This is a genomic window from Pseudomonas sp. S31 (assembly GCF_016648105.1).
Classification (GTDB): domain Bacteria; phylum Pseudomonadota; class Gammaproteobacteria; order Pseudomonadales; family Pseudomonadaceae; genus Aquipseudomonas.
In genome coordinates this window covers 115,456-132,907 of record NZ_JACVVE010000009.1, presented here as the reverse complement: position 1 = coordinate 132,907, position 17,452 = coordinate 115,456, and the positions used below count along the sequence as shown (strand labels likewise).

The window sequence follows — 17,452 nt, the reverse complement described above, 5'->3', positions numbered from 1 at the left end:
GAAGACCTCGATCCACGCCCAATATTGCCAAGGAGTAACACATGCCAATCCCCCGTCGCGGCGCCGCCCTGATCCTGTCCTGCGGCCTGCTGGCCAGCCTGCCGGCCCTGGCGGCCGATGAACCGCGCTTCAACCAGGTCTCGCTGCGTGCAGAAGTGAGCAAGGAAGTGGCCCGCGACCTGATGGTCGTGACCCTCTACAGCGAAGCGCAGAACACCGACCCAGGCAAGCTCGCCAAGCAAATCACCGAAACCATGAACAAGGCCGTGCAGCAGGCGCGCCAGGTCAAGGACGTGAAGCTCAGCCAGGGTAGCCGCAACAGCTACCCGGTGTATGACAGCAAGGGCCAGAAGATCACCGGCTGGCGCGAACGTGCCGAACTGCGCCTGGAAAGCGCCGATTTCCCGGCCCTTTCGCAGCTCACCGCTGATCTGCTGCAGGAGCTGAAAATGGGCGGCATGGACTTTTCCATCGCCCCGGCCACGCGCAAGTCCAGCGAAGACGACCTGCTCAAGGATGCCGTCAATGCCTTCAAGGCCCGCGCCCAACTGGCCACAGAGGCCTTGGGCGGCAAGGGCTACAAGATCGTCAGCCTCAACCTCAACAGCAGCGGCTACCCACGTCCCTACCTGCGCAGCGCACCGATGGCGATGAAGGCCATGTCCGCCGATGAAGCTGCCCCCGCGCCAGACATCGAGGCCGGCACCAGCGAAGTGAGCATGAATGCCGACGGTCTGATCGAAGTGCAGATGCCGTGACTCTGCAGCCGCCCCTCCACTGGAGGGGCGGCTTGTTTCAGCCCCTTCCTACGCACCATTCGGATGCGTCCTACACAGCACCCCCTCTGGAAACACCCTGAAAAGTCTATAATTTTTGCCACGCAAACGATCAACTTCGGCAAAAATTACACATATGCGACATCCATGTACGACCGTCCTACTTTTTGCCCGCCTACTATCCTTTTGAGGATTGCATTGGGGTCCCCCCTGCATAAGGATCCGCAGGTCGGCTCACGAGGCCACCTCGCACTCAACAATGACAACAATGAGGCCACCATGCTCAAACACGCAGTCATTCCGTTCCTGCTCGGCGCAGGCTTGCTCGCCCACACCCCGGGTGCCCTTGCCGCGTCCAACCTGGTGTTCTGCTCCGAAGGCAGCCCGGCTGGCTTCGACCCAGGCCAGTACACCACCGGAACCGACTTCGACGCCTCGGCCGAAACCGTGTTCAACCGCCTGACCCAGTTCGAGCGCGGCGGCACCAGCGTCATTCCAGGCCTGGCCACGAAATGGGAAGTGTCCGACGATGGCAAGGTCTACACCTTCCATCTGCGCGAGGGGGTCAAGTTCCACACCACCGACTACTTCAAGCCCAGCCGCGAATTCAACGCCGACGACGTGCTGTTCACCTTCGACCGCATGCGCGACAAGAACCACCCGTTCCGCAAGGCCTACCCCACCGAGTTCCCCTACTTCACCGACATGGGCATGGACCAGAACATCGCCCAGCTGGAAAAACTCGACGAGCATACCGTGCGCTTCACCCTCAACCAGGTGGACGCCGCGTTCATCCAGAACCTGGCGATGAGCTTCGCCTCGATCCAGTCCGCCGAGTACGCCGACCAGTTGCTCAAGCAGGGCAAGGCTGCCGATATCAACCAGAAGCCGATCGGCACCGGCCCATTCGTGTTCAGCAAGTACCAGAAGGACGCGCAGATCCGCTTCAAGGGCAACAAGGACTACTGGCAACCCGACGACGTGAAGATCGACAACCTGATCTTCGCCATCACCACCGATGCCTCGGTGCGCATGCAGAAACTGAAGAAAAACGAGTGCCAGGTCACCCTGTTCCCGCGCCCCGCCGATATCGAGCCGCTGAAGAAAGACCCGAAACTGCAGATGCCCAGCCAACCGGGCTATAACCTGGGTTACATCGCCTACAACGTGATGGACCAGATCAAGGGCAGCAACGTGCCCAACCCGCTGGCCGAGCTCAAGGTGCGCCAGGCTCTGGACATGGCGGTGAACAAGCCGCAGATCATCACCTCGGTGTACCAGGGCGCCGGGCAGCTGGCGGTCAACGCCATGCCGCCGACCCAGTGGTCCTATGACACCAGCGTCAAGGATGCGCCCTACGACCCGGAGAAGGCCAAGCAACTGCTCAAGGAAGCCGGCATCAAGGAAGGCACCGAGATCACCCTGTGGGCCATGCCAGTGCAGCGCCCCTACAACCCCAACGCCAAGCTGATGGCCGAGATGCTGCAGGCCGACTGGGCCAAGGTCGGTATCAAGGCCAAGATCGTCAGCTACGAATGGGGCGAGTACATCAAGCGCGCCAAAGCCGGTGAGGTCGGCGCCATGCTGATCGGCTGGAGCGGCGACAACGGTGACCCGGACAACTGGCTGGGCACCCTGTTCAGCTGCGATGCCTTGAACGGCAACAACTTCTCCAAGTGGTGCTACAAGCCGTACGACGACCTGATCAAGCAAGCCAAGGCCACCACCGACCAGGCCAAGCGCACCGAGCTGTATGAAAAAGCCCAGCACATCATCAAGGAGCAGGTGCCGATGACGCCCATCGCCCACTCCACGGTCTATCAGCCGATGAGCAAGCAGGTGCAGGGCTTCAAGATCAGCCCCTTCGCCCTGAACTCCTTCTACGGCGTCAGCGTGACGAAGTAACCCGTCTCACTCCTACGACCTGAACCCTTGCTGCCTCCGGTGCCCTGTGCACCGGGGTCGGCGAGCCGTTGCCGGCGACCCGGCTCCCTACGGCCCGCACGGAGGCGATGGCTGCGGGAGCCGGCTGGCCGGCGAGAAGCCCGACTGGCGATCCCAGTGGCTTCTGCAGCACCCAGCAGCCGGCCACCAAGCCCGGCGATAACTAGAAAAAGCACGAAAGGGAGCTTCCACTTGAAACCATTCACCCTCACCGCACTGGCCCTCGGCACACTTTCGGCATTCGCCCAGGCCGAGCCGCAAAGCCAGGCCTATCTACCGCTCAGCCTCAAGGCCAGCAGCGAGCAGGACCAGGCCAAGGGCTTCATCGAAGGCCAAAGTCTGTCGGGCAGCACACGCAACTGGTACGCCCGCGAACGCGCCACCCGCGCGCCATTGTTCAGGTACTACAAGAGCGACGGCAGCCAGCACGACAGCCACAGCCGCGACAACTGGCTGCAAGGCACCATCCTCAACTACCGCTCAGGCTTCACCCAGGGCACCGTCGGTTTCGCCATCGAGGCTGCGGGCTACAACGCCATCGCCCTGGAGCGAGGCCGCGCCGCCGTGGCCGGGCCGAACAACCGCACCCTCACCCACAGCGATGGCGAGCCCCTCGACCAGTGGAGCAAGATGGGCCTGGCCAACGTCAAGGCGCGCGTCGGCAACACCACCCTGACCCTCGGCCGGCAATCGATCAACACGCCGATGATCGCCGAGATCGGCAACCGCGCCCTGCCGTCGAGCTTCCAAGGTGCCTTCCTGCACAGCGCCGAGTTCGACAACCTGTCGTTCGACCTGGGCACCTTCGACCGCGTCTCGCCGCGTACCGAACAGAGCCTGAGCAAGTTCCGCAGCGAATACGGCGCCACCGGCGTGGAGACCGACCGCGCCAGCACCGTCGGCTTCAGCTACCAGCCACTGCGCAGCCTCACCACCAGCGTCTATGCCACCCGCGCCGAGGACTTCTGGAACCAGTACTACTTCGGCGCCAGCCACGTGCTGGGCGACAACGCCGTGCTGGGCCTGACCACCGACCTGAACTACTACAAGACCGTGGACCAGGGCAGCCGCAAGCTCGGCCAGATCGACAACGACACCTACAGCCTGTCGTTCGGCCTGACCCACCAGGCGCACACCGTCACTGCCGCCTGGCAGCAGGTCAATGGCAACGAGTACTTCGACTACCTGCACGAAACCAACGGCATCTTCCTGGCCAACTCTCTGCTCTCGGATTTCAACGGCCCGAACGAGAAATCCGTGCAGCTTTCCTACGTGCTGAACATGGCGCCCTACGGCATACCGGGGCTGAAATTCAACCTGTACAACGCCCGTGGCTGGGGCATCGACGGCACCCATTACCGTGGTAGCGCCTACGACGTGCGCGGCCTGGACGGCGAGACCCACTACGAGTGGGGTATCGGCACCAGCTATGTGGTACAGAGCGGGCCGCTGCGCGACACCAGCATCCGCGCCACCTACACCGCACACCGGGCAAGCAAGGCCCAGGCCGACGGCAGCCTGGACGAGTTGCGCGTCGTCACCACCATTCCATTCGACATTCTCTGACCGATAGCTGCCAGGGCCCCTCCAAGCCTGGGCCCTGGCAGCTACGCTGGAAACAACGCCCACTGGGAGGTTTCATGAATTCAGCCGCATTGCGCAGCATCCTCGCGGTGCTCGTCCTCGGCGCCGCCGGGCAGGCCACCGCCAAGCCTCTGGTGGTGTGCACCGAGGCCAGCCCGGAAGGCTTCGACATCGTCCAGTACACCACCGCCGTCACCGCCGATGCCTCGGCCGAGACGGTCTTCAACCGCCTGGTCGACTTCAGACCAGGCACCACCGAGATCGAGCCGGCCCTGGCTGAGCGCTGGGAAATCTCGCCCGATGGCCTGACCTACACCTTCCACCTGCGCCAAGGGGTCAAGTTCCACACCACCGACTACTTCAAGCCGACCCGCGAACTCAACGCCGACGACGTGCTATGGAGCCTGAACCGCCAGCTGGACCCGAACCACCCATGGCACGACAAGACCAGCGTCGGCTACCCGTACTTCGAAAGCATGGCCTTCAAGGAGCTGCTCAAGTCGGTGACCAAGACCGACGAGCATACCGTGGTGATCACCCTGACCCGCCCCGAAGCGCCCTTCCTGCGCGACATGGCCATGGCCTTCACCTCGATCTACTCGGCCGAATACGGTGACCAGCTGCTCGAGGCCAGCAAGACCGGCGACCTCAACAGCAAGCCGATCGGCACCGGCCCGTTCATCTTCCAGCGCTACAACAAGGACGCCCAGGTTCGCTACAAGCCCAATCCGGACTACTTCCGCGGCAAGCCACCGGCCGATGCGCTGATCTTCGCCATCGCCACCGACAGCAACGTGCGCCTGCAGAAGCTGCGCGCCAACGAATGCCAGGTGGCGCTGTACCCCAAGCCCGATGATGTACCGTCGATCAAGCAAGACCCGACCCTCAAGGTCGACGAAATCGAAGCCCTGGTCACCGGCTACATCTCGATGAACACCGAGCACAAGTACCTGAGCGATGTGCGCGTGCGCAAAGCCATCAACATGGCCTTCGACCGCCAGACCCACGTCGACCAGCTGTTCGGCAAGGGCAACGCACTGGTCGCCGTGAATCCCTATCCGCCGACCATGATCGGCTACAACACCGAGAACAAGAACCCGCCCCGCGACCTGGCCAAGGCCCGTGAACTGCTCGAGCAGGCCGGGATGCCGGAAGGCACGGTGATCACACTGTTCACCCGCAACGGCGGTGGCCCGACCAACCCCAATCCGCGTCTTTCGGCCGAAATGCTCCAGGCCGACCTCAAGCAGATCGGCCTGAAGCTGGATATCCGCGTGATGGAATGGGCCGAGATGCTGCGCCGCGCCAAGAACGGCGAGGCCGACCTGGTATCCACCGGATGGGCCGGCGACAACGGTGACCCGGACAATTTCCTCAGCCCCCTGCTCAGTTGCGATGCCGCCAAAAGCGGCGAGAACTATGCGCGCTGGTGCAACCCTAAGTTCCAGGAACTGATCACCCAAGCCCGCGAAGTGATCGACAACGACCAACGCGCAAGGCTCTATACCGAGGCATTGAAGGTGTACGATGACGACCAACCCTGGATCAACATGGCCCACCCAAAGATGTTCACGGCCATGCGTGACACCGTGGAGGGCTATGTGATCAGCCCTCTGACCAACAACAACTTCGCCACCACGCGGGTGAAGTAGAACAACAACGACCGCCGGCAGCCCACACGGGGACCGGCGGCACTGCCCTGACCGGCTGATTGAGGTAACCCCGACAATGTTGAGTTTTATTGCCCGGCGCCTGGGCCTGCTGATACCGACCTTCTTCGGTATCACCTTGCTGACCTTCGCGCTCATACGCCTGATCCCCGGCGACCCGGTGGAAGTGATGATGGGCGAGCGCAGGGTGGACCCCGAAATGCACGCCCAGGCCATGGAGCGCCTGGGCCTGAACAAGCCGCTGCCGGTCCAGTACCTGGACTACGTCGGCAAGCTCGCCCAGGGCGACCTGGGCGAATCGCTGCGGACCCGCGAAAGCGTGTGGCGCGAGTTCCTCACCCTGTTCCCGGCGACCCTCGAACTGTCCCTCGCCGCCCTGCTGTTCGCCGGCACGTTCGGCGTGCTGGCCGGGGTGATCGCCGCGCTCAAGCGCGGGTCGCTGTTCGACCACGGGGTGATGGGCATCTCGTTGGCCGGCTATTCCATGCCGATCTTCTGGTGGGGCCTGATCCTGATCATGTTCTTCTCGGTGAGCCTGGGCTGGACCCCGGTTTCCGGGCGCATCGACCTGCTCTACGACGTCGAGCCGAAGACCGGCTTCATGCTCATCGACACGTTGCTCAGTGACGAGGAAGGCGCGTTCAAGGACGCGGTCATGCACCTGATCCTGCCGGCCATCGTGCTGGGCACCATCCCCCTCGCGGTGATCGCCCGCATGACCCGCTCGTCGATGCTCGAGGTGCTGCGCGAGGACTACATCCGCACTGCCCGGGCCAAAGGCCTGTCACCGGCCCGTGTGGTGTTCGTGCATGGCCTGCGCAATGCGCTGATCCCGGTGCTGACGGTGTTCGGCCTGCAGGTCGGCACGCTGCTGGCCGGTGCGGTGCTGACCGAAACCATCTTCTCCTGGCCGGGCGTCGGCAAATGGCTGATCGAAGCCATCGGCGCCCGTGACTACCCCGTGGTCCAGAACGGCATCCTGCTGATCGCCTGCCTGGTCATCCTGGTCAACTTCGTCGTGGACATCCTCTACGGCCTGGCCAACCCACGCATCCGTCATCAGCGCTGAGGCCTCCCATGACCAGTCCGACCGTAAAAACCGTCGCGCCGGCCCAGCCGGTGGATACCAGTCTGCTCTACCCCTCCCCGTTCAAGGAATTCTGGCACGCCTTCGCCCGCAACAAGGGCGCGGTGCTGGGCCTGGCCTTCATGTGCCTGGTGGTGTTCTGCGCGTTGTTCGCGCCGTGGGTGGCGCCGCACGACCCGAGCGAACAATACCGCGACTTCCTGCTGACCCCGCCGGTGTGGCTCGAAGGAGGCACCTGGCAGTTCGTGCTGGGTACCGACGAACTGGGCCGCGACCTGCTCTCGCGCTTGATCACCGGCGCACGCCTGTCGCTGCTGATCGGCCTGTCGTCGGTGGTGATGTCGCTGATCCCCGGCATTCTCCTGGGCCTGCTGGCAGGCTTCTTCCCGCGTCTGCTCGGCCCCTCGATCATGCGCCTGATGGACGTGATGCTGGCCCTGCCGTCGCTGCTGCTGGCCGTGGCCATCGTCGCGATCCTCGGCCCTGGCCTGATCAACACGGTCATCGCCATCGCCATCGTGTCGCTGCCGTCCTACGTGCGCCTGACCCGCGCCGCGGTGATGGGCGAGCTCAACCGCGACTACGTCACCGCCGCACGCCTGGCCGGTGCCGGGCTGCCCCGGCTGATGTTCGTGACCGTGCTGCCCAACTGCATGGCGCCGCTGATCGTGCAGGCCACCCTGAGCTTCTCCTCGGCGATTCTCGATGCCGCCGCGCTGGGCTTCCTCGGCCTCGGTGTGCAGCCGCCGACCCCGGAATGGGGCACCATGCTGGCCTCGGCGCGTGACTACATCGAGCGCGCCTGGTGGGTGGTGAGCCTCCCTGGCCTGACCATCCTGCTCAGCGTGCTGGCAATCAACCTGATGGGCGACGGCCTGCGCGACGCGCTGGACCCGAAACTCAAGAACGCCGCCTGAGGAGCACGCCATGTCACTGTTGCAAATCAACAACCTCAACGTGCGCTTCGGCGACGCCGATGCCGTGCCGGTGGTCGATGGACTCGACCTGGCAGTGGATGCCGGCGAGATCCTGGCCATCGTCGGCGAGTCCGGTTCGGGCAAGTCGGTGACCATGATGGCGCTGATGGGGCTGATCGATGCCCCGGGGCGCATCACCGCCGACACCCTGCGCTTCGACGGCACCGACATGCTCAAGCTCAGCGCCCGCCAGCGCCGCAAGATCGTCGGCAAGGACATCGCCATGGTCTTCCAGGACCCGATGACCGCGCTCAATCCCAGCTATACCGTGGGCTTCCAGATCGAGGAGGTGCTGCGCCAGCACCTGGGCCTCAAGGGCAAGGCGGCGCGCCAGCGGGCCCTGGAGCTGCTGAAGAAGGTCGAGATCCCGGCCCCCGAAAGCCGTCTGGAGGCCTACCCGCATCAATTGTCCGGCGGCATGAGCCAGCGCGTGGCGATCGCCATGGCGATCGCCGGCGAACCCAGGCTGCTGATTGCCGACGAACCGACCACCGCCCTGGACGTGACCATCCAGGCACAGATCATGGAGCTGCTGGTGAACCTCCAGCAGGAGCGCAACATGGCGCTGATCCTGATCACCCACGACCTGGCCGTGGTCGCCGAGACCGCCCGGCGCGTCTGCGTGATGTACGCAGGCCAGGCCGTGGAGGTAGGCCAGGTACCCGAGCTGTTCGACATACCCGCCCACCCCTACAGCGAAGCGTTGCTGGCGGCGATCCCCGAGCACAGCATCGGCGCCGAGCGCCTCGCTACCCTGCCGGGCATCGTTCCCGGCCGCTACGACCGGCCCCAGGGCTGCCTGCTGTCGCCGCGCTGCCCCTACGTGCAGGACAACTGCCGGCAGCAGCGCCCGGCACTCGAACCCCAGGCTCACAGCCTGGCGCGCTGCTTCTACCCGCTGAACCAGGAGGTGGCCTGATGGCTGTGGTACTCACCGCGCGGGAGCTGACCCGCCATTACGAGGTGTCCCGTGGGTTGTTCAAGGGCCATGCCCTGGTGCGTGCGCTCAACGGGGTGTCGTTCGAGCTGGAAGCCGGCAAGACTCTCGCCGTGGTCGGCGAGTCCGGCTGTGGCAAGTCGACCCTGGCTCGCGCCCTGACGCTGATCGAAGAGCCCTCTTCCGGCTCGCTGCAAATCGCTGGCACCGAGGTGAAGGGCGCCAGCAAGTCCGAGCGCAAGCAACTGCGCCGCGACGTGCAGATGGTGTTCCAGAGCCCCTATGCCTCGCTCAACCCGCGGCAGAAGATCGGTGATCAACTCGCCGAACCGCTGCTGATCAACACCTCGCTGAGCAAGGCCGAACGGCGCGACAAGGTGCAGAAGATGATGGAACAGGTCGGCCTGCGCCCCGAGCACTACCAGCGCTATCCGCACATGTTCTCCGGTGGCCAGCGCCAGCGCATCGCCCTGGCCCGGGCGATGATGCTGCAGCCCAAGGTGCTGGTGGCGGATGAGCCGACCTCGGCGCTGGACGTGTCGATCCAGGCCCAGGTGCTGAACCTGTTCATGGATTTACAGAAGGAGTTCAACACCGCCTACGTGTTCATCTCGCACAACCTGGCAGTGGTGCGGCATGTGGCCGATCAGGTGCTGGTGATGTACCTGGGGCGACCCGCGGAAATGGGGCCGAAGGAGGACATCTACGAGAAGCCGCTGCATCCCTACACCCAGGCCTTGCTGTCTGCGACACCGGCGATTCATCCGGACCCGCTGAAGCCGAAGATCCGCATTGCCGGTGAGCTGCCCAACCCACTGAACCCGCCGGATGGCTGTGCGTTTCACAAACGTTGCCCGTATGCCACCGAGCGTTGTGCCAGCGAGATACCGGCGTTTCGGAAAGTGGGGACGCGGCAGGTGGCATGTCATTACGCCGAGCAGTTTCTCTAATAAGACGGGGGCACCGCGTGCCCCCATTTATTCATCACTCAGAGACTGACGACTAACTGGCCGTTCTCGTCGACTTCCCCCTGCACTTCGGCGCCATCTGGCAACGTGACAATTTTGGAGGCTCGGTTATAACTCGCCTGGTTCTGGTACTTCACCACCCCATCGGGCGTCGACACACTACCATCAGGATGTTTTATTTCCGTATCCGTCGCGATGGACCCATCTTTATAGCGGTACGAACCATCCGGGTTCTTCTGGCTATCGGCAGGATGCTTGAAGCGATTTCCCTGAATTTCATCGACAATGATCTGCACCGCCACCGGCGCTACGAAATGCTCCAGAAAAGCCTTGCCTGCGCTCGACACTACCCCTTTCAGCAAACGCCCCTTGGTGCGAGTGCTGCCGACACCGGGCGATGGCCGCTTGACCCGGCGAAAGCGACCGGCCAATCGCAAAGCAGAATGCTGTGGCGCCTCGGGGTCAAAATCACCGGTCATGATGACCCAATCACCATTGGGGTTCAGCATTTCCCATTCGCCATCGTCAAATTCTTCGATACCAGACATATTTGCCACCTGCATGATTTAGTTGTTATGAGCCGGAGACAATTGAATGCCTCCCTGCGTACGACGCCGGTCATACGGCTGTCGTGGAATACAAACTAAACCTTGCGCGTAGCCCAACCCATCCGAGCGCAATTCCCCGAGGGGTCATGATTCCAAACAACAAAAGGGCCACGATGCGGCCCTTTTTGCTTAATGCATGAAAATTGCGATCAAGATGATGACGGGAATCGGCACCCCAAGCATCCACAACAGTATCGAGCGCATGTCCGTATCTCCTTCTTAACGTTGAATGGTTCGATGAGCTACATGCTCGCCTTCCAGCCACTGCACCTGATCACGACGGCGACCGCCGTACAGCGCTGCGAGGCTGGCGAAGAAGGCACCACACAGCAGCGCGACGAAGGTCCACAATGCCGTCCATGCGGCCACCTTGGCGGCGGTGTCAGCCGCTTGCTTGGCATCCAGCTTCAGCTGCTGAACCTGTGCAATCACCTGGTCGACACGTGCTTCGGCTTCTGGCTGGGTCAGGCGGGTACGCTGCGCCACCAGCTGGGCCAGGTAGGCGCGATCTTCGGCTGGCAGTGCGGCGTCGCCGGCCACGTTCTTAGCCAGAATGCGTGCTGCTACCCCGTTGGCGGCATCGTCACTGACCGGAGCCGGTCCATTACCCCGGAACAGGCTGTCGACGAAGTAACCCATCGAGTTGCTGTCGTCACCCGCTGCTGCTGCCCCGCCTGCGGCAGCGCTGACCGTTGCCGCCTGCGAAGCTGCGCTGGCGCCAGCGCCTATCAGGTTGCCCGCAGTGCCCAGCACCAGCATGGCCGCCACCAGGGTCGCCACAGCCCATGCCAGGAAGCCATGGGCGGTGTCGCGGAAATACACTTCATCACCATGCAGATTGGCCCATTTCACCCGCAGTCGGCCGGCAATATAGCCGCCCAACCCGGAGGCGATAATCTGGGTGAGCAGTAGCCAGACGATGGTGGAGATGCCCAAGGCTTTGGCGCTAGCGCCCTCGTCGGCCCACGGCGAGGTAGCGGCAAAGCCCAAGCCACTGCCCAGTACCACGAGGATCAGCGACAACGCCGCCGCTGCAGCAGCACCGGCGAAAATGGCCGCCCACGATACCCCGGATCGGTTGGGTTCATTGGTTGGATATTCGGCAGTTGTAATCATGATCGAGCGCCTATTGTTGGTGGGGAAGTCCGTTTGCAAAGGTGAAGGTGCACGGGCTGTGCCAGATGTGACAAAACATGACTTCCAACAAAAACAATGGTTTAGCTTGTAGGAGGATTCTGATGACCATGCAAAATGCCAGATCGGCTCGTGCAGGGCATGGCCTTCTGCAATACCTTCGCCTTGCTTGGCCCTCAAAGCCCGAGGCACCATACCCGTCATGAATGCATTAGCTGCGCGCGACGACGCCGCCCAGACACCCCTGACCCAGGCAACCGTGACCCGCTACCACCTGTGCTGGAAGCGTCGCGACCTCGATGGCGTAATGGCGCTGTATCACCCCGACGTGCAATACCACGACTTCTTCCAGGACCGCGTGCTCGGCTACCACGAGCTGCGCGACTACGTGCGCGCCTGCCTGCCCCATGAAGCCGGTGAGGACATCGTTCACAGCGACCGCATCCGCGTGGACGGCTGCACCGCGTTCATCCAGTACCAAGTCACGGTGCAGGGTGGCGAAGGCCTGGTGGCGTTCCAGTCCAGCGAGGCAATCACCGTGAAGGACGGCCTGATCTGGCGGGTCAACGAGTACGCCACCCTGGTCCGCGGCAACGCCCCCGGCAGGGCCGACCGCGGCCCACGTCCAGCCACCAGCCGCCTGGGACTGTCGCCTCGGCAATTGTCGACCATGGCCCAGGACCTGGAGCACTACTTCCAGCGCCAGCGCCCCTACCTCGACCCAGACCTGGACCTGCAACAGGTGGCCGACGCCAGCGGCTACAGCCGCAACCAGATCTCCTACCTCCTCAACCAGGTGCTCGGCCAGAGCTTCTACCGCTACGTCAACCAGGCACGCCTGCAGCATCTGCTGGCCAGCCTTGACGATGACAGCGTCGCAGCGCCGATCGACGACCTGGCCTTCAACGCCGGTTTCAACTCCCTGTCGGCGTTCTACAAGTGCTTCCGCGAATACACCGGGCTGACACCCAAGGCTTACCTGCGGGAAATTTCCCTGCGTGCACGCACGTAGGACACCCTCAGGCCGAAACCACTAGCATCGTCCACAGACCCTGACGGATGTGGAGCCACCCCCTCGATGCAAGCCCTGCGCACTCTCAGCCTGTGGATGGACCAGCTCGACGAGCCGCTGTGCGCACGCCCAGCCTTGTGCCAGGATCTCGACGTCGACGTGTGCATCATCGGCGCCGGCTACACCGGCCTATGGACCGCCTACTACCTCAAGCGCCAGGCGCCACAGCTGAGCATCGTGGTGATCGAAGCCAACATCGCCGGCTTCGGCGCCTCGGGGCGTAACGGCGGCTGGCTGATGGGCAACCTGCTCGGCGAGGACCGCCTGCTCGCCAGCCTGTCGCCGCAACAGCGCCGTGCCAGCATCGACCTGCTGCACGGCATTCCCGATGAAGTCGACGACGTGCTGCGGCGCGAGGGCATCGACTGCGACTACCGCAAAGGGGGCGTGCTGTACTGCGCCGCGCGCTACCCGGAGCAGGAGCGCAGCCTGCGCGCCTACCTCGACGACCTGTATCGCCAAGGCATGACAGAGGATGACTACCGCTGGCTGCGCCCGGAACAACTGGATGCGCAACTGCGGGTCAGCAATGCCTACGGCGCCATCTACAGCCCACACACGGCGACCATCCACCCGGCCAAGTTGACCCGTGGCCTGGCCCGGACGGTGGAAGCACTTGGCGTGCCCATCTATGAAAACACCCCTGCCATCGACTGGCAGCCCGGCGAAGTCCGCTCGCCCCTGGCGCGCATCCACTGCCAGTGGGTGGTGCCCGCAGTCGAAGGTTATGCCGCCAGCCTACCGCCACTGGGCAAGCACCAGTTGCCGGTGCAGAGCCTGCTGGTGGCCACCGAGCCACTGCCACAAACCACCTGGGAACAGATCGGCCTTGCCCAAGGCCAGGCGTTCAGTGAAAGCAGCCGCCAGGTCACCTACGGCCAGCGCACCGCCGACAACCGCCTGGTGTTCGGCGCCCGCGGCGGCTATCGCTTCGGCGGCCGACTGCGGGAAAACTTCAACCTCGACGAACACGAGATCGAGCTGCGCCGCTACCTGTTCAGCGAGCTGTTCCCACAGTTGAAGCACGTGCGCATCACCCATAGCTGGGGCGGCAACCTGGGCATGGCCCGGCGTTTCCGCCCGCACATGCTGTGTGACCGTCAGCGTGGCATCGCCCTGGCCGGCGGCTACGGCGGCGAAGGGGTCGGCGCTACCAACCTCGGCGGACGCACCTTGGCGGCGCTGATCCTCAACCAGCATAACGAGCTGACCGCGCAACCCTGGGTGCTCGACAACCGCCCGGTTTCGAGCCTGGCCAGCTGGCCGCCAGAGCCCTGCCGCTGGTTGGGCTACAACGCGATCATCCAGAGTTTCGTCCACGAGGACCGGACCCTCGCCAACCCTGCGAGCCCACCCTGGCGACGGCGCCTGGCCAGCTCGCTGGCGGACTTCATGGAAGGTTTCATGCACTGAATCGCCATTCCCCACAGAGGACCTATCGGTCATGAGCATCACCCAGTTCAAACACACAGCCAGCGCCGTCCTGGACAGCAGCAACCCGGTCGCGGTACCGCTCGGCGAGCCCGTGGCGGTCACCTCGGTCACCTGCGTGGAGCGCAGCGACGGGGTCGAGACCGGCATCTGGGAGTGCACCCCCGGGCGCTGGCGACGGCAGATCGAGCAACAGGAGTTCTGCCATTTCATCAAGGGCCGCTGCACCTTCACCCCCGACGGTGGCGAAACCCTGTTCATAGAAGCCGGAGACGCATTGATGCTACCGGCCAATAGCACCGGCACCTGGAACATCCAGGAGACCGTGCGCAAGACCTACGTACTGATTTTCTGATCCGCTGATCGCCTGCCTTCGATAAAAACACACAAAGCAAGGTAAACCCGATATGCGCATGTTCCTGTTCGCTCCCCTGGCGTTGGCCGCTGGCGTGGCCAGTGCCGCCGAGACGGTGAAAATCTACAACTGGTCCAGCTACGTCGCCCCCGACACGCTGAAGAACTTCCAGCAAGCCACCGGCATCGTGCCGACCTATGACGTGTACGACAGCAACGAGACCCTCGATGGCAAGCTGATGACCGGCAATTCCGGCTATGACGTGGTGTTTCCGTCCAACCACTTCATGGCCCGGCAGATCCAGGGCAAGGCCCTGAAACGGCTGGACCGTGCGCAACTGCCCAACTGGCACAACCTCAATCCGGTACTGCTCAAGGCCCTGGAAGTGAACGACCCTGGCAACCAGCACGGATTCCCCTACCTGTGGGGCAGCACCGGCATCGGCTACAACATCGACAAGGTCAAGGCCGTACTCGGCGACAACGCCCCGGTCGATTCCTGGGATCTGATCTTCAAGCCCGAGTACATGAGCAAGCTGAAAAGCTGCGGCGTCGCGGTGCTCGACAACGGTCCCGAGCTGCTGCCGATCGCCCTGCATTACCTGGGCCTGCCCCACCACAGCCAGGACCCAGCGGACTACGAGAAGGCCAAGGCGTTGCTGATGCAGGTGCGGCCGTACATCAGCTACTTCCATTCCTCTAAGTACACCGGTGACCTGGCCAATGGCGACATCTGCGTGGTGGTGGGCTTCTCGGGGGACGTGCTGCAGGCGAAGAACCGTGCCGAAGAGGCGAGGAACGGAGTGAAGGTCGGGTACTCGATCCCGAAAGAGGGCGCGCCGATGTGGTTCGACATGGTCGCCATGCCGGCCGATGCGCCGGATGAGAAGGCTGGGTATGCCTATATGAACTACCTGCTGCAGCCGCAGGTGATGGCCAACATCAGCAACCATGTGCAGTACGCCAACGGCAACCTCAAGGCGGACGCGCTGGTGGACCCGGCGATGAAGGGCAATACGATGATTTACCCGAGCGACGATGTGATGGACAAGCTGTATGCGCTGGAGGCGATGCCGGCGAAGATCGACCGCATCAGGACCCGGATCTGGACCAGTATCAAGGCAGGGAATTGATTCCAGCCGTCATGCGATTCCCTGTAGGAGCGAGTTTACTCGCGAATGCATCGGTAGACCCAACATCGCATTCGCGGGTGAACCCGCTCCTACAGGGGCAGGTGAAGGCTGCCTGGATCAGTGATGCTCGCGAGTAGCGCGGAACTTGATGTCCGGCCAGCGCTCTTCCATCAGCGCCAGGTTGACGCGGGTCGGCGCCAGGTAGGTCAGGTGACCGCCACCGTCGATGGCCAGGTTCTCCATGGCCTTGTTCTGGAATTCCTCGAGCTTCTTCTTGTCGTCGCAACCGATCCAGCGGGCCGACCAGACGGTGATCGGCTCGTAGGCGCACTCGACCTTGTACTCCTCCTTCAGGCGGCTGGCGACCACGTCGAACTGCAGCACACCGACCGCACCGAGGATGATGTCGTTGCTGCGCTCAGGGAAGAACACCTGTGTCGCGCCCTCTTCGGCCAGCTGCTGCAGGCCCTGACGCAGTTGCTTGGACTTGAGCGGGTCTTTCAGGCGCACGCGGCGGAACAGCTCCGGGGCGAAGTGCGGGATACCGGTGAAGCCCAGGGCCTCGCCCTCGGTGAAGGTGTCGCCGATCTGGATGGTGCCGTGGTTGTGCAGGCCGATGATGTCACCGGCGTAGGCCTCTTCGAGCTGCTCGCGCTCGGACGAGAAGAAGGTCAGCGCATCGCCGATGCGCAGGTCCTTGTTCAGGCGCACGTGGCGCATCTTCATGCCTTTTTCGTACTTGCCCGAGCAGATGCGCATGAAGGCGATACGGTCGCGGTGCTTCGGGTCCATGTTCGCCTGGATCTTGAACACGAAACCGGTGAACTTCTCCTCGACCGGCTCGACGGTCCGCTCGTGGGCGACACGGCCCAGCGGGCGTGGTGCCCAATCGACGACCGCGTCGAGCACATGGTCGACGCCGAAGTTGCCCAGCGCGGTACCGAAGAACACCGGGGTCAGCTGGCCGTTGATGAACTCATCCTGGTTGAACTCGTGGCAGGCGCCCTGCACCAGTTCGAGCTGCTCGACGAACGAATCGTACTGGTCGCCCAGGTGCGCGCGGGCCTCGTCGGAGTCCAGCTTCTGGATGATCTTGGCTTCGGTACGCTCATGGCCGTGGCCTGGGGTGTAGACGATGATGTAATCGCCGGTCAGGTGGTAGACACCCTTGAAGTCGCGGTAGCAACCGATCGGCCAGGTGATCGGCGCGGCCTTGATCTTCAGCACCGCCTCGATCTCGTCGAGCAGCTCGATCGGGTCGCGGATGTCACGGTCGAGTTTGTTGATGAAGCTGACGATCGGCGTGTCGCGCAGGCGGCAGACGTCCATCAGGGCGATGGTCCGCGGCTCTACACCCTTACCGCCGTCGAGCACCATCAGCGCCGAGTCCACCGCGGTCAGGGTGCGGTAGGTGTCTTCGGAGAAGTCTTCGTGGCCGGGGGTGTCGAGCAGGTTGATCATGTGCTCGCGGTAGGGGAACTGCATCACCGAGGTGGTGATGGAGATACCGCGTTGCTTCTCCATTTCCATCCAGTCGGAAGTGGCGTGGCGGTCGGACTTGCGCGACTTCACGGTACCGGCGACGGCAATGGCCTTGCCCATCAGCAGGAGCTTCTCGGTGATGGTGGTCTTACCGGCGTCGGGGTGGGAAATGATTGCGAAAGTGCGGCGCTTCGCGACTTCGGCGGCCTGGTTGGTCATGGGAAATCGCCTGACTGGGGGATTTGAAAGGGGCAGTATCATACCTGAAGTTGGGCGGGGGACCAAAACCGATCCC

15 protein-coding genes are annotated in these 17,452 nt (G+C 63.4%); 12 read left to right on the top strand and 3 right to left on the bottom strand.

Annotated elements, in window-relative coordinates:
* Positions 1-41: 41 nt before the first annotated feature.
* The 8 genes from IAE37_RS09555 to IAE37_RS09520 all read left to right on the top strand — a co-directional run bounded on the left by IAE37_RS09555 (position 42) and on the right by IAE37_RS09520 (position 9,925).
* A complete protein-coding gene (locus IAE37_RS09555) occupies positions 42-758 on the top strand; it encodes an SIMPL domain-containing protein (protein ID WP_201172691.1) in 717 nt (238 codons plus the stop codon).
* 297 nt (positions 759-1,055) lie between these two features.
* Positions 1,056-2,681, top strand: a complete 1,626-nt coding sequence (locus IAE37_RS09550) for an ABC transporter substrate-binding protein (RefSeq protein ID WP_201172690.1) — start codon at positions 1,056-1,058, stop codon at positions 2,679-2,681.
* A 231-nt stretch (positions 2,682-2,912) separates the two neighbouring features.
* Complete coding sequence (locus tag IAE37_RS09545) at positions 2,913-4,286, top strand: OprD family porin (RefSeq protein ID WP_201172689.1); 1,374 nt, start codon at positions 2,913-2,915, stop codon at positions 4,284-4,286.
* Between the two features lie 74 nt (positions 4,287-4,360).
* Positions 4,361-5,956, top strand: coding sequence for an ABC transporter substrate-binding protein (locus tag IAE37_RS09540; RefSeq protein ID WP_201172687.1), 1,596 nt, complete (start codon positions 4,361-4,363; stop codon positions 5,954-5,956).
* Positions 5,957-6,032: 76 nt separating this feature from the next.
* Entirely contained in the window at positions 6,033-7,043 is a 1,011-nt protein-coding gene (locus tag IAE37_RS09535; RefSeq protein ID WP_201172685.1) for an ABC transporter permease subunit, read from the top strand.
* Between the two features lie 8 nt (positions 7,044-7,051).
* The gene (locus IAE37_RS09530; protein WP_201172683.1) at positions 7,052-7,978 is read left to right on the top strand and encodes an ABC transporter permease subunit; all 927 of its coding nucleotides are present in this window, start codon (positions 7,052-7,054) and stop codon (positions 7,976-7,978) included.
* A gap of 10 nt (positions 7,979-7,988) precedes the next feature.
* Positions 7,989-8,957, top strand: a complete 969-nt coding sequence (locus tag IAE37_RS09525) for an ABC transporter ATP-binding protein (protein WP_201172680.1) — start codon at positions 7,989-7,991, stop codon at positions 8,955-8,957.
* On the top strand, positions 8,957-9,925 hold the full coding sequence (locus tag IAE37_RS09520; RefSeq protein WP_201172678.1) for a peptide ABC transporter ATP-binding protein: 969 nt from the start codon (positions 8,957-8,959) through the stop codon (positions 9,923-9,925). Before IAE37_RS09525 ends, IAE37_RS09520 begins: the two co-directional genes overlap by 1 nt.
* A 38-nt stretch (positions 9,926-9,963) precedes the next feature.
* Here IAE37_RS09520 and IAE37_RS09515 read toward each other — a convergent pair whose 3' ends face one another.
* Together IAE37_RS09515 and IAE37_RS09510 are read right to left on the bottom strand one after the other, a co-directional pair.
* On the bottom strand, positions 9,964-10,491 hold the full coding sequence (locus IAE37_RS09515; protein WP_201172676.1) for a hypothetical protein: 528 nt from the start codon (positions 10,489-10,491) through the stop codon (positions 9,964-9,966).
* A gap of 279 nt (positions 10,492-10,770) precedes the next feature.
* Positions 10,771-11,667 carry a hypothetical protein gene (locus IAE37_RS09510; RefSeq protein WP_201172674.1) on the bottom strand — a complete coding sequence of 299 codons (897 nt, stop codon included), beginning with the start codon at positions 11,665-11,667 and terminating at the stop codon, positions 10,771-10,773.
* A 220-nt stretch (positions 11,668-11,887) separates the two neighbouring features.
* On the opposite strand from IAE37_RS09510, the gene IAE37_RS09505 reads away from it, so the two are divergent.
* The 4 genes from IAE37_RS09505 (at position 11,888) to IAE37_RS09490 (ending at position 15,675) form a co-directional block, all read left to right on the top strand.
* Entirely contained in the window at positions 11,888-12,697 is an 810-nt protein-coding gene (locus IAE37_RS09505) for an AraC family transcriptional regulator (protein ID WP_201172672.1), read from the top strand.
* A 66-nt stretch (positions 12,698-12,763) separates the two neighbouring features.
* On the top strand, positions 12,764-14,170 hold the full coding sequence (locus tag IAE37_RS09500; protein ID WP_201172670.1) for an NAD(P)/FAD-dependent oxidoreductase: 1,407 nt from the start codon (positions 12,764-12,766) through the stop codon (positions 14,168-14,170).
* A gap of 31 nt (positions 14,171-14,201) precedes the next feature.
* Positions 14,202-14,543: a cupin domain-containing protein gene (locus IAE37_RS09495; RefSeq protein ID WP_201172668.1), complete on the top strand. Its 342-nt coding sequence runs from the start codon at positions 14,202-14,204 to the stop codon at positions 14,541-14,543.
* A gap of 52 nt (positions 14,544-14,595) precedes the next feature.
* Positions 14,596-15,675: a polyamine ABC transporter substrate-binding protein gene (locus tag IAE37_RS09490; protein ID WP_201172665.1), complete on the top strand. Its 1,080-nt coding sequence runs from the start codon at positions 14,596-14,598 to the stop codon at positions 15,673-15,675.
* Between the two features lie 117 nt (positions 15,676-15,792).
* Here the strand turns inward: IAE37_RS09490 and IAE37_RS09485 are convergent, their stop codons facing one another.
* The gene (locus tag IAE37_RS09485; protein WP_201172662.1) at positions 15,793-17,376 is read right to left on the bottom strand and encodes a peptide chain release factor 3; all 1,584 of its coding nucleotides are present in this window, start codon (positions 17,374-17,376) and stop codon (positions 15,793-15,795) included.
* Positions 17,377-17,452: the final 76 nt, after the last annotated feature.

Coding starts and splice junctions, on each gene's coding strand:
- IAE37_RS09555 (WP_201172691.1), top strand. CDS start 42: ATGCCAATCCCCCGTCGCGGCGCCGCCCTGATCCTGTCCTGCGGCCTG.
- IAE37_RS09550 (WP_201172690.1), top strand. CDS start 1,056: ATGCTCAAACACGCAGTCATTCCGTTCCTGCTCGGCGCAGGCTTGCTC.
- IAE37_RS09540 (WP_201172687.1), top strand. CDS start 4,361: ATGAATTCAGCCGCATTGCGCAGCATCCTCGCGGTGCTCGTCCTCGGC.
- IAE37_RS09535 (WP_201172685.1), top strand. CDS start 6,033: ATGTTGAGTTTTATTGCCCGGCGCCTGGGCCTGCTGATACCGACCTTC.
- IAE37_RS09530 (WP_201172683.1), top strand. CDS start 7,052: ATGACCAGTCCGACCGTAAAAACCGTCGCGCCGGCCCAGCCGGTGGAT.
- IAE37_RS09525 (WP_201172680.1), top strand. CDS start 7,989: ATGTCACTGTTGCAAATCAACAACCTCAACGTGCGCTTCGGCGACGCC.
- IAE37_RS09520 (WP_201172678.1), top strand. CDS start 8,957: ATGGCTGTGGTACTCACCGCGCGGGAGCTGACCCGCCATTACGAGGTG.
- IAE37_RS09515 (WP_201172676.1), bottom strand. CDS start 10,491: ATGTCTGGTATCGAAGAATTTGACGATGGCGAATGGGAAATGCTGAAC.
- IAE37_RS09510 (WP_201172674.1), bottom strand. CDS start 11,667: ATGATTACAACTGCCGAATATCCAACCAATGAACCCAACCGATCCGGG.
- IAE37_RS09505 (WP_201172672.1), top strand. CDS start 11,888: ATGAATGCATTAGCTGCGCGCGACGACGCCGCCCAGACACCCCTGACC.
- IAE37_RS09500 (WP_201172670.1), top strand. CDS start 12,764: ATGCAAGCCCTGCGCACTCTCAGCCTGTGGATGGACCAGCTCGACGAG.
- IAE37_RS09495 (WP_201172668.1), top strand. CDS start 14,202: ATGAGCATCACCCAGTTCAAACACACAGCCAGCGCCGTCCTGGACAGC.
- IAE37_RS09490 (WP_201172665.1), top strand. CDS start 14,596: ATGCGCATGTTCCTGTTCGCTCCCCTGGCGTTGGCCGCTGGCGTGGCC.
- IAE37_RS09485 (WP_201172662.1), bottom strand. CDS start 17,376: ATGACCAACCAGGCCGCCGAAGTCGCGAAGCGCCGCACTTTCGCAATC.